The organism is Vibrio mytili, from assembly GCF_000830505.1.
In the GTDB taxonomy this organism is placed as follows: domain Bacteria; phylum Pseudomonadota; class Gammaproteobacteria; order Enterobacterales; family Vibrionaceae; genus Vibrio; species Vibrio mytili.
The window spans coordinates 103269-115614 of the sequence record NZ_JXOK01000061.1; the positions used below are offsets into that span (position 1 = coordinate 103269).

Genomic DNA, 12346 nt, shown 5'->3' on the forward strand with positions numbered 1-12346 from the left:
GTCAACTTTGTTGCTGGGATTGTTGCGTATATTCACTTAAAAGTTAAGGAGAGAGCATGGTACTGGTATGGTTCAGGCGGGACTTAAGAACGCTAGACCACACGGCATTAAATGCAGCTTTAGCGACAGGATTGCCCGTTGTGGCGTGTTTTATATCGACCCCAAAACAATGGGAGCAGCATCACATGGCTCCGATGCAAGCCGATCTTATCGCTCGTCGCTTAGAGATACTCAATAAAGAGTTAGCTGAACTTAATATTCCATTACTTTACCGTGAAGTGCCTAGCTTTGAAGAGTGTCCTGATGTGATTTGTCGCTGGTCACAACACATTGGTGCGACGCGTGTCATGGCCAATTTACATTATGAAGTTAATGAGCAAGCGCTTGACCACCAAACCTCTGAGAGGCTAAAGCAATATGACATTAGCTTTGAGGGTTTTCACGACAAATGTGTGCACGCGCCAACGACGGTTTTGAACAAACAAGGGCTGTACTTTAAAGTTTTTACGCCGTTTAAACGCGCTTGGCTCCAACAATTTCAATTACCTTCTGTTTCAAAGCCTCATGCTCAGGATGTCTTGCCGCAAGATATACTGAGCTTGATAGAGAGAGACACTCTTTTACCTGATTTCGATTTTAGTTATCCACGAGAATCCAGTCAGCATTGGGTCGTCTCTACCCAGGATATCCTCAAACAATTGCGACAGTTTGCGCGGGAGCGTAGTGACGATTATCGAGTAGAAAGAGATTTCCCAGCCATTGAGGGGACTAGCCAGTTATCACCTTATTTGGCGATAGGCGCTTTGTCGCCTAGGCAATGTATCGCAAGGTTGTTTGCCGAAAACGATCAAGCTGATCTGACTGAGGGTAAAGCAACCTGGTTAAGTGAGATCATCTGGCGAGAATTCTATCAGCACTTGTTGGTGTTTGAACCAAAACTCGTAAAAGGGAAAGGCTTTATCGATTGGGAAGACTGCATTCAGTGGTCATACGATGAGCAGGCATTTGAGCGCTGGAAAAATGGCGAAACAGGCTATCCGATAGTGGATGCAGCTATGCGCCAACTTAATCAAACAGGGTGGATGCATAATCGATTGCGCATGATCGTCGCGAGCTTTCTGACTAAAGACTTGCACATCGACTGGCGATGGGGAGAAGCCTATTTTATGAGCAAATTGGTTGATGGTGATTTTGCCGCGAACAACGGTGGGTGGCAATGGTCTGCGTCGACCGGCTGTGATGGCCAGCCTTACTTTCGGATATTTAATCCGATAAGCCAAGGTGAGAAGTTCGACGCTGATGGGCAGTTTGTTCGTTACTGGGTGCCAGAGATCAAGCAGGTCCCAAACAAGTTTATTCATAACCCGTGGAAATGGGAGCAATTTTCTTTACTGGATTATCACAAGCCGATGGTTGATCATAAGGCAGAAAGAGAGATAACCTTACGTCTCTATAAAAGTGCCAAGGAATTAAGTGAAAATGCTTAGCAGAAAGCGATCGATGAGTTTCGCGAAACGAACCCTTTTAGCTATCTCTTTGACTTTAGCGAGTGGAGTGTCGTTTGCAAAAATGTATCCCTTGCCAAAAGATGAGAGCCGTATAATCGGTCGCTTTGAAACCCACGTTGTACAAGAAGGCGAGACGATGGCAAACATCGCCAAGCGTTATGAAGTGGGAATGCTCGCACTCATGGCTGCAAATAAAGGTGTTGATCCCTTTCTGCCTCAAGAAGGCTATGTGTTGACGATACCTTCTCAGCTTATCCTACCTAATGTTTCCCATCGAGGCATTGTTATCAATTTGGCGGAACTGCGTTTGTATTACTTCCCCGCGGGTGAAGACGTGGTACACGTCTTTCCAGTTGGAATTGGACGTATTGGACGTGATACGCCAGTGATGGAAACGAGTGTCAGCCAAAAACGCCCGAACCCAACGTGGACACCGCCAGCTTCAATTCGTGCTGAATACAGAGCCAAGGGTATTGATCTTCCGGCTGTGGTGCAGTCTGGGCCTGATAACCCTCTGGGGATGTTTGCACTTCGTTTAGCCTATGGCAACGGAGAGTATTTGATTCATGGTACGAACAAAGACTTTGGTATCGGTATGCGAGTCAGTGCCGGATGTATTCGTATGAACCCAGAAGACATCGAATGGCTGTTTGACAAGGTCAACCGTGGCGAAAAGGTGAGGGTCATCAACCAACCAATCAAAGTATCACTTGAACCAGATAGAAGTGTTTTCGTCGAAGCTCATGAACCTTTAACTCGCAGCAATGGCAAGAAAGATCATCTAGAAGTACCTAAAGAATTAGAATGGTGGCTTTCTGAGTTTGGAATGAAGGATAGTAAGGCGAAAGCAGTGATCGCTGCTCAGAATGGCGTTCCTGTAGAAATAACCGCGCCGTAAGGCGCGGCATTACACTTTATATTATTTAGCAAACTTATTTGAGTAAATATTACTTAGTGTAAGATTGAGCGATGTTGTCGATACGCTCGTTAGCACGTGCTGCTTCTTCTTGAGCTGACATAGCTGCATCTTTAGACATTTGAACGTCAGATTGAAGAGACTGTACATCTTGGCTCAATTGGCTAACTTGGTTGCTTAGTTCATCTAGTTTAGCTGCGTTTGCTGTTACCGCATCATCAGAAGAAGCACAACCGGCTAGTAAAAGTACTGAAGTTGCAGCAGCTGCGATCAACGTTTTGTTCATGTAAGAACTCCTTGCTTTGAGTGAAAGTATCGCTCCATAGCTCTTGTACACCAGGGGGCGATGTTACGTATGTATACATCCTATCAGTACATGATGTAGCAAAAGTCAAAAAAATCCAAGAATTTCATGGAGTACCTGACTTTAACTTTTACATGAGTCTAACACAAGAGCGATGTCGCTCTATGATTTCTCTCACAACAGTGCTTATAGCAAGCTCTTTGCTACGTACCTGATATCAATAATTTAGACGAAATTGACGCAAATGAAAGTTTCTGTCACTAAATAAGTGCAATATCCTACTCAAATTCACCCACCTATGATTTGGAAATGATGACTTTAGTTTAGTCAACGTGGGAGTATTTGAGGAATTAGTTTGTACGATCTCTATCTATACTCCTATGATCTGCGGTATTATACCGCGCTTTATCTGCCACTGGCGTTAGAGCAGATATAACATGACAGAGCGCTTAGACGCTGACTGATTTATTGGAGAAGACTTTGCAATTTAAAGATCTCGGCTTAGACAACCGATTATTGAAGAACCTAAAACACTATGATTTCAAGAAAGCGACTGACATTCAACAGCAGGCCATTCCTGTTGCGATTGCAGGCAAGGATCTACTGGCATCTTCGAAAACCGGTTCGGGCAAGACTTTGGCTTTTGTATTGCCAATGCTTCATAAAGCCCTCAAGACGAAGTCGTTTTCTGCGCGAGATCCTCGTGCGGTAATCCTTGCCCCAACTCGTGAACTTGCTAAACAAGTTTATGGCGAGCTTCGCTCGATGTTGGTTGGTTTGTCTTACGACGCGACGTTGATTCTTGGTGGTGAGAACTTCAATGACCAAGTCAAAGCCTTGCGCCGCTATCCAAAATTTATTGTTGCCACACCAGGACGTCTAGCTGACCATTTAGAACACCGCTCTCTTCACTTAGATGGTTTAGAAACGTTGATTTTGGACGAAGCTGACCGAATGTTAGACCTCGGCTTTGCACCAGAGCTGCGTCGTATTCATAATGCCGCAAAACATCGTCGCCGTCAGACGTTAATGTTCTCAGCAACGCTGGATCATGCCGAAGTGAATGGTATCGCGTCTGAAATGCTTAATGCACCAAAACGTATTGCTATCGGTGTGTCGAACGAAGAACATAAAGACATTACGCAAAAATTCTACTTGTGCGACCATCTTGATCATAAAGAAGCGATTCTTGAGCGTGTACTCGCTGAAGCGGAATATCGTCAAGTGATCATCTTCACAGCGACTCGCGATGATACCGAACGCCTGACAGCCAAACTCAATGAGAAAAAACTTAAGGCGGTGGCACTGAGCGGTAACTTAAATCAGACTCAGCGCAATACCATCATGAGTCAGTTTGAGCGCGCGGTATTTAAAATTCTAGTGACAACGGATGTAGCGTCTCGTGGGCTTGATATCGCGACGGTTACACACGTCATTAACTTTGACATGCCTAAGCACACGGAGGAGTACGTACACCGAGTTGGGCGTACTGGACGTGCCGGCAATAAAGGTGATGCTATCTCGTTAGTTGGACCAAAAGACTGGGACAGCTTTAAACGAGTAGAAACGTATTTGCAGCAAGATTTGAGCTTCTCAGAATATGAGGATCTGAAAGGCAAGTTTAAGGGACTCAAGCCACGTACCCCTGATTTCCGTAGCAAGAAAGCCACTGTTAAGAAATCTCGTCCTCAAGCGAAGAAAGTGGCTAAGAAACCGGTTAAGCGCGACAAAGGCTTTTACAAGAATGTATCCGTGGGTGATGAAGTATTTATTCCTAAAAAGAAACCTGCTGCGCCAACCTCGGAAGACTGATCCGGCTCTGATTATCTTATAGAGTTGAACGAAACTGCACAAAAAAGTCCGAGTATAAATGCTCGGACTTTTTTGGTTGTGTGTCCCATCCTGAGATGAGTTGATACTTCGGTGACTTATCTATGAAACCTTCAAGTGACTCATCCTAAAAAGATTAGGACTAGCCGATTGGTTTAAACTTGCAGTTTAAATTTGAAACTGTTGCAGTTGCTGCTTTTGATTTTCGGCTAAACCAGACAATTCCTGAGCGGCGGCAGCTGATTGAGTGATACCCGTTACATTCTGACTAACCAGTGAGTAGATGTTAGATAAGTTGCTGTTGATATCGGAGGTCACCTGTTTTTGCTCCTCTGATGCTGTTGCAACTTGCGCATTGATCGAGTTCAGGTCTGTAATGGCGTCGCTGATGTCGTTCAAACAGCGGCTGACTTTCGTTGCTATCGTTTGATTGTCTTCTAGCATGGCTAAACTTGAGTGCATACTTTCGTTGGCATGGCCTGACTGCTGTTGAAGTTCTTCTATGATGGTTTGAATCTCTTTCGTAGACTCTTGCGTTCTTGCCGCTAACATTCGGACTTCGTCTGCTACGACCGCGAATCCGCGACCACTTTCTCCTGCGCGAGCTGCTTCTATTGCTGCATTCAATGCAAGGAGATTCGTTTGCTCTGAGATGCCCTCTATCACTTCGATCACACGCCCAATATGCTCAGACTGCTCTTTTAGAGAGGTCACGACCTGTGCGGCATCATTCAGTTGGTCGGCCATTTTTGTACTCGCACGAGTACTTTCCTCAAACATGCTCAAACTTTGTGAGGTGAGTTCTTTCGCTTGATTTGAAGCGCTGTCGGCTTGTTGGGCGTTACTTGATACTTCAGAAGCGGTGGATTCCAGTTGATTCACAGCTGAGGCGACTTGTTCTACCTCTTGTTTCTCCTGATCCGAGTTGACACTGCTTTGAGTCATTACGGTGGCCAGTTCTGTTGAAGCAGAGGCAACATCTTCACTGATGCGCACCAATGCACCAACCGTAGTGCGCAGTTGCTTGATGGTTTGGTTTACGTCGTGACCCAACTGAGACACTTCGTTTTTCCCAGAGTCTTCCGCTTTAACTGACAAGTTTCCAAGCGCGACCTCTCGCATTGTGTTTTGCAATTGACGGATTGGCGCGACGATGTAATTAGCCAGAATCCAGCTAATTATGGAGGCAGCGGTCAATATAATGGTGATTAATATGATGCTTTGAGTCAGAGTACTGGCGTGCTCTTGTCCGCTTCTCTTTACATCGTTGATGACCGTTTTATTCAACTTTTCAGAAAGGTTATCAATGGCGGTGATCATGGCTTCACCCGCAATGCGATATTCTGCCATTGCCGTTTCGTACTCACGGGTAAAGTCAGCAGAGAGGGCGCTAGAGGTGTGCTTTTGGGTCAGCAACGGCGTCATGGTAATACGCGTAAAATCAACGTAGTGATTCATTGTATCGCGCATCGCCTCGACTTCGTGCTGGACACCTTCTACGCTGTCTATGGAATTTAAAAATGTACGAATTTCATCTTGGCGTTCAGAAAGCGTTTTATTGAGCGTTTGTACATCTTCAGCGTTAAATAAACTATAGATAGCTTTGATTCGCATCGCATAGGTATTATCGACAATGGAACTGAGTTCATCTTTATGAACAACAAGTTGATGAGTTGACTCGGAAACTCGATCAAAGGCTTGTTCCAGTTTATTCATTCCTAAACTCAATCCGATGATGAGTAATACGACAGTAAACAAAACAGGTAAAAATATCTGCTGTTTAATAGAAAGCGCGCTGAGAAATTGACGCATGATTGGTCCTCAAAAAAGTAAATTTATTGTCATTTTTATGTGATTTCATGCGGATTTTAATTGCTTTTCTCAAATATTTAAATGCTTATTTATTAAAGAAATTATGATGATTATTCATATTTAATAAGAAGTTGATCTGGCGCAGTTGAAAACGACACCATTTTAAGGTTGGTTCCTTAACAGAACAAAATGATGTGTCATAGAGGCTTCAACTAACTGAAACACAACTGTCACATTTGAGTTCTAAAGTGAGCACCGTTCAAGTGAAACACAACGGCAATAAAGCCACTTTAAGGATATTGTGATGAAAAAGACAGTTATCGGTGCAATCGCACTTCTAGGCGCAATGGCAGTGACTCCAGTTTCTGCTAAAGAAACAATCTCTGCTGTAGGTTCTAGCAGCGTAACTCCACTGATGGAAGTTTTCTCTGAAACTTACACTAAGTCGAACCCGGATGTATTCATTGAAGTTCAAGGTCCTGGTTCTTCTGCGGGCGTTAAGGCAGCAAAAAATGGTTCTGCTGATCTCGGTATGTCTTCACGTAATCTGAAGGAATCAGAAAAAGAGCCAGCACTTAAAGAAGAAGTCATAGCTCGAGACGGCATTGCTGTAGTTGTTAACCCACAAAACAAGCTTAAAGGACTCACTTCTGAGCAAGTCACTGCGATTTATAAGGGTGAGGTTTCTAACTGGAAAGAAGTGGGTGGCGAAGACAAGCCAATCGTCGCTATCACGCGTGATACAGCTTCTGGTACTCGTGGTGCATTCGAAGACATCATGTCGCTAAAAATGAAAGTGTCTGGTAAGAAAGTATCGGCGATTTCTCAACGCGCTCAAGTTGCAAACGGCAACGGTGCGCTAAAAACAATGGTTGCTTCTAACCCATACTCTATTGGTTACATCTCTCTAGGTACAGTAGATAACACGGTTCACGCTCTAGCGGTTGACAACGTTGACGCAACAGTCGCGAATGTGAAAAACGGTTCATACAAGGTTGCTCGTCCTTTCCTAGTGCTTTACAAAGAAGGTCAACCAACTGCAGCGACACAAAAATTCCTAGATTGGATGCTAAGTGAAGATGCGCAAAAACTTGTTGACCAAAACGGTTACATCTCTATCCACTAATCTGATTCCAGACACTGTTAAATTTGCTCAGCCCACTGTTTGGGGCTGAGCCCTTTCTATCCATAGTGTTCCTTGGTAAGCACCCAGAACCGTGAGATTTATTTATGACCATCGCAACAAATAGTGAAAAGCTTATGAATACTGACGCTAAAGCTATCAGCAAGTCAAAACTCCGTGAAAAAAAAGGGGTTGACTGGAAAGAGCGCATCTTTCACGGCTTGTTTCTGACTAGTGCCGTCATTGGTATCGTGTCATTAGCAGTCATTGCTTTCTTTATTGTCCGAGAGAGTATCCCAGCCTTCCAGGAAGCGGGTGTCTCGGGCATCGTCTTAGGCCAAAACTGGCTGCCTCCTGCTCTTTATGGTGTCGCCACGATGATTGTGGCCTCTGTGGTATCTACCGCAGGGGCGGTGATGGTTGGGGTGCCTGTTGGAGTGCTCACCGCTATTTTTATCGCTGAAATCGCGCCAAAGCGTTTGGCCGATGTCATTCGTCCTGCTGTAGAGCTACTTGCCGGGATTCCATCCGTAGTTTATGGCTTCTTTGGTTTGGTTATTATTGTTCCTCTTATCCAAAATATCTTTAATGTCCCTGCGGGTAATACGATTCTGGCCGGGATTATTGTATTAGGCGTGATGATCCTTCCTACCGTAATCACGGTATCCGAAACGTCTATTCGTGCAGTGCCTCGTGCTTACAAAGAAGGCTCGTTAGCGCTAGGCGCATCTAAAATTTATACCATCTTTAAATTGCTCGTTCCTGCGGCTCGTTCAGGCATTATGACTGGAGTTATCTTGGGTATCGGCCGAGCACTGGGTGAAACCATGGCAATCATCATGGTGATGGGTAATGCGCCCGCGATGCCGGAAGGCATTCTCGACTCCGCTCGTACCTTGACCGCGAATATTGCGATAGAAATGTCGTATGCGAGTGGTATTCACGCGAACGCTCTCTATGCTACAGGGGTTGTTCTGTTGGTATTCATCATGTCCTTGAATGCTGTCTTACTTTACCTAAACCGAGAAAAAGCGAAGTAACCGCTCATTAAAGGTGACTATTATGGATCGCGCAAAATTAAAACAAGCTCGCCAGTTCAAGGATAACGTTTTCAACGCTTTGGTGTGGATAGCGGCTGGCTTGACGGTAGGTTTTTTGTTCTGGATTATCTGGTACATCCTATCTAATGGTCTACAACATGTAGATTGGAATTTTATTACTGATAATTACACTCGTACAGGGGACGAGCACGGTATTTTCCCTATGATCGTCTCAACGGTGTACATGGTTATCGCTTCTATTGCTGTGCTGCGCCATTGGGAATCATGACCGCTATTTATTTGACGGAGTACGCCAAAGTTGGCAGCCGTTTAGTGAAAGTCATTCGATTCTGTACAGAATCACTCGCCGGTATTCCATCAATCATTTTTGGCTTGTTTGGTATGACTTTCTTCGTGGCAATTCTTGGTCTTGGCTTCTCGATTCTATCGGGTGCGCTGACACTAAGTATTCTGATTCTGCCAGTTATCATCCGTACTACGGAAGAAGCGCTAATGGCAGTACCGCAAACCTACCGAGAGGGTTCATACGGTCTCGGTGCTTCTAAAATTTATACTATCTGGCGTTTGATTCTTCCGAGCGCAATGCCAGGTATCTTAACCTCGGTCATTCTTAGTATTGGTCGTGTCATTGGTGAGTCTGCTCCGGTTTTCCTGACAGCAGGTATGGTTGCACGCATCCCTGATTCTTTATTGGATTCTGGCCGTACGCTAACGGTTCACCTTTACAAACTGACTACCGAACTGTTCACCGTCGAAGAATGGAATCAGGCTTACGGTACCGCAACCGTTCTTATCGTGGTTGTTCTTTTGATCAACACGGTGACGAAACTGATTGCACGACGTTTTAACACCGCGACTTACTAACTACACAAATTAAGAACGCACGTTAAAAGACACGAATTCAAGATTTAAGAGATTAAGAAAATGAACAAATTTGATATTGAAAACCTAGACTTATATTACGGCGAAAACCAAGCATTAAAATCCATCAACCTGCCTATTCCTGTACGCCAGGTCACGGCACTTATTGGTCCGTCTGGTTGTGGAAAATCGACGCTATTACGTTGCTTGAACCGTATGAACGATCTGATCGAAGGTGTCAAGATTACGGGTAAGTTAGCAATGGATGGTGAAGACATCTACGGCAACATCGATATTTCTGACCTACGAATCAAAGTGGGTATGGTTTTCCAAAAGCCGAATCCATTCCCAATGAGTATTTACGAGAATGTTGCTTACGGCTTGCGCGCTCAAGGCATTAAAGACAAAAAACATATTGATGAAGTGGTAGAGCGTTCTTTACGTGGTGCTGCCTTATGGGATGAAGTAAAAGATCGCCTAAAATCGCACGCTTTTGGCCTTTCAGGTGGTCAGCAGCAGCGTCTATGTATTGCGCGTACGATTGCGATGGAGCCGGATGTTATCCTGATGGATGAACCAACTTCAGCGCTAGACCCTATCGCGACACATAAAATAGAAGAGCTGATGGAAGAGTTAAAGAAAAACTACACCATCGTTATCGTGACTCACTCCATGCAGCAAGCACGTCGTATTTCTGACCGAACCGCATTTTTCTTGATGGGTGAGCTGGTTGAGCATAATGACACTCAAGTGATCTTTAGTAATCCTCAAGATGATCGCACTCAAGGTTATGTCAATGGTGATTTTGGTTAATGGTAGAAGTTACCGGTAAAAGGTTAAAGGCCATATTTACAGGAATAAATTAATAACTATAAGCGAAAGCGATGGTAATTTTGCCCCTCTAAACGAGGGGCTTTTTTTGTTCTATAGTTTTTCTAAAGGCTGGTCAGATTCTGGCTTCGCTCTTTTTAGTTTAGCGACACATGAGAGCAGTACAGTGGCGTCCCAAGGTTGTTGATTGGGGCTAAAGCGAGCTTGATTCATGACTTTAAGCTCCTGCCTCACGGCGTCTACAGCATTTGCATCGAGCTGCTGCTGATAACGATTTAAATACGCATTAATTGCACGTTCAATTTTGGCTTCGTCCCCACTTTTAATCACGCTTTTTAACGCATCGACATCGCCAACCGTTTCAACCAGCTTGGCGTTCGGATGAGTGGTAGCTGGGCGCTTTTTCCAAACTGAAAATGTAACCACCAAGGTTACTATCCACAAACCAGCAAAGACGAACGTTAAGGTTTTCCATAACTCGTTAACGCCACTCGGTGAGGGCATGTCTTTGGTATTTTGGGCTGCTGGTGGCGCTGATGCTATTTCAGGCAAAGTGATTAGGCCTGCATTGCTTGGTTCAACTTTCAGTGTCATGCCATCCAACGCGGCTTGCTTCGCGACGTCACGTTTGCTGTCCCACCAATCGAGCGTGTAGCTCGGCAGGCTTACTTCTCCGACTTCAGTCGGGATGAGCACTTGTTTGACGGTCATGATTAATGTGCCATCTGGAGCAGTGTCAAATTGAGGTTGTTCAGGGTATACGCGCAACGAAGGTGGGTAGCGTAAGTCAATACGTGGTAAATACTCTGCTTGGGTTCCACGAGCTTTAATCTGAATGGTTCGTGTAATAGACGTGCCTTGTTTGACGGTATTCAAGTTCTTAACGGAGAGGGTTTTACCTTGATCGTCTTGCCAGCTTTGTGTCATTGATAACGCGGAGGCAGGCAGCCAGTTACCCTTAAACTCCTTTGGAATAGGTTTCACAGTGAGTGGCATTTTCTCAACTTCGGTGCTGATAGGGATGACTTTAGTTGAACCCGTTAAGCTGTCTCCATAAATGTAGGATCCTGTGAGCATTGGACCGTTGAGAGTATATTCCCCCGGTTCTTTAGCCGTTAAACGGAACGTCTGTTCAATTGAAGTGACCTCCAGGCCATCAATGACTTTTTGATTTTGTTGCAGTTTCGTTATGGGTTCTAACTTCATACCCACGACGCTAGGAGAGATGATTTTTGGGCTATCTAAGCGGCGGGTATCCGCTTTAATCAGCAACTCCATACGCAAATTAGCGGCTTGTTGTGGGTAAAGAGTATGGCTATCGATACTCATATTGAAGCTGAACATATCGTCGATGTTGGGCTCGGATGGGTTTGCCGAGACCGTTAATTTGATCGGTTCGGTACGCATTCCGTTAACGGAAAAGCTAGGAATGGTCAGAATGCCTTCTTTCATCGGTGCGATGGAAATACTCCACTCGGTACGTACCGATGTATGGCCGTTAATATTATTGCTCGAACGCCCGTATCTTGGTTGACCTAAAAAGAAATCATCTTCCAATGGGGTGAAATCGAGCGCGTCAGAATTGAGCTCAGTGTCTGCGCTGACTCTCAGGTTAATGACTTCATTTTTGACGGCTTGAGTTTTATTTACACTCGCCTCTAGGGTTTGGGCAAGTAATGAAGCACTTGATAGAAGGCTAGCTACAAAAATCATGACCAGCGTTGTACTTTTTTTTATCACTGACTTACCACTCCTTTTGAGGTTGTTGTGGGCGTTGTTTTTGTTGAGCTTGCAATTGCATTTGGGCTCGAATTAAAAAGCTTGGGTCGCGCGCACTTTCTACCGCCTGTAAGCGACGGAACTCAGGGTCATCCTGATGTGGGTTATCTGGTTGCGCTTGCATTGAGTGGGCTTTCTCCCGCTTTTGATCATCTGAGTCTTTGCGTTTTCTTGCTTCTTCTGATGATTTTTTATCTTTATTTTCATTGACTTGATGATTTTGTGATTGCTGTCCTTGCTCTTTGTTATTGTCGTTTTGAGACTGTTGCTGCTGTTGCTGTTGCTGTTGCTGTTGCTGTTGCTGTTGCTGTTGCTGTTGCT

9 protein-coding genes and 2 pseudogenes are annotated in these 12346 nt (G+C 44.7%); 7 read left to right on the plus strand and 4 right to left on the minus strand.

All coding sequences use genetic code 11. The annotated features are described in order from the left end of the window. Positions 1–56: 56 nt before the first annotated feature. Positions 57–1487 (plus strand): deoxyribodipyrimidine photo-lyase, encoded by a 1431-nt coding sequence (gene phrB, locus SU60_RS15810; RefSeq protein ID WP_041156367.1) that lies wholly within the window; start codon positions 57–59, stop codon positions 1485–1487. Next, positions 1480–2406: a L,D-transpeptidase family protein gene (locus SU60_RS15815; protein WP_084735902.1), complete on the plus strand. Its 927-nt coding sequence runs from the start codon at positions 1480–1482 to the stop codon at positions 2404–2406. The genes phrB and SU60_RS15815 overlap by 8 nt, the downstream gene beginning before the upstream one ends. A gap of 49 nt (positions 2407–2455) precedes the next feature. On the opposite strand, the gene SU60_RS15820 is transcribed toward SU60_RS15815, so the two are convergent. Further along, positions 2456–2710 (minus strand): Lpp/OprI family alanine-zipper lipoprotein, encoded by a 255-nt coding sequence (locus SU60_RS15820; RefSeq protein WP_041156368.1) that lies wholly within the window; start codon positions 2708–2710, stop codon positions 2456–2458. 486 nt (positions 2711–3196) lie between these two features. On the opposite strand from SU60_RS15820, the gene SU60_RS15825 reads away from it, so the two are divergent. Next, the gene (locus SU60_RS15825) at positions 3197–4540 is read left to right on the plus strand and encodes a DEAD/DEAH box helicase (protein WP_041156369.1); all 1344 of its coding nucleotides are present in this window, start codon (positions 3197–3199) and stop codon (positions 4538–4540) included. Between the two features lie 186 nt (positions 4541–4726). On the opposite strand, the gene SU60_RS15830 is transcribed toward SU60_RS15825, so the two are convergent. Beyond that, the gene (locus SU60_RS15830; protein WP_041156370.1) at positions 4727–6370 is read right to left on the minus strand and encodes a methyl-accepting chemotaxis protein; all 1644 of its coding nucleotides are present in this window, start codon (positions 6368–6370) and stop codon (positions 4727–4729) included. Positions 6371–6674: 304 nt separating this feature from the next. Here SU60_RS15830 and SU60_RS15835 point away from each other — a divergent pair, with 304 nt between their 5' ends. The 4 genes and pseudogenes from SU60_RS15835 (at position 6675) to pstB (ending at position 10228) form a co-directional block, all read left to right on the plus strand. Next, positions 6675–7496, plus strand: coding sequence for a phosphate ABC transporter substrate-binding protein (locus tag SU60_RS15835; RefSeq protein ID WP_041156371.1), 822 nt, complete (start codon positions 6675–6677; stop codon positions 7494–7496). 104 nt (positions 7497–7600) lie between these two features. Beyond that, on the plus strand, positions 7601–8533 hold the full coding sequence (gene pstC, locus SU60_RS15840) for a phosphate ABC transporter permease subunit PstC (protein ID WP_041156372.1): 933 nt from the start codon (positions 7601–7603) through the stop codon (positions 8531–8533). A gap of 22 nt (positions 8534–8555) precedes the next feature. After that, positions 8556–9418 (plus strand): annotated as a pseudogene (gene pstA, locus SU60_RS15845) (phosphate ABC transporter permease PstA). 60 nt (positions 9419–9478) lie between these two features. Next, positions 9479–10228, plus strand: coding sequence for a phosphate ABC transporter ATP-binding protein PstB (pstB, locus tag SU60_RS15850; protein WP_041156373.1), 750 nt, complete (start codon positions 9479–9481; stop codon positions 10226–10228). 111 nt (positions 10229–10339) lie between these two features. On the opposite strand, the gene SU60_RS15855 is transcribed toward pstB, so the two are convergent. Continuing rightward, the gene (locus tag SU60_RS15855) at positions 10340–11986 is read right to left on the minus strand and encodes a BatD family protein (protein ID WP_041156374.1); all 1647 of its coding nucleotides are present in this window, start codon (positions 11984–11986) and stop codon (positions 10340–10342) included. Between the two features lie 4 nt (positions 11987–11990). After that, positions 11991–12346, minus strand: a pseudogene (locus SU60_RS15860) (hypothetical protein); the annotation flags it as partial.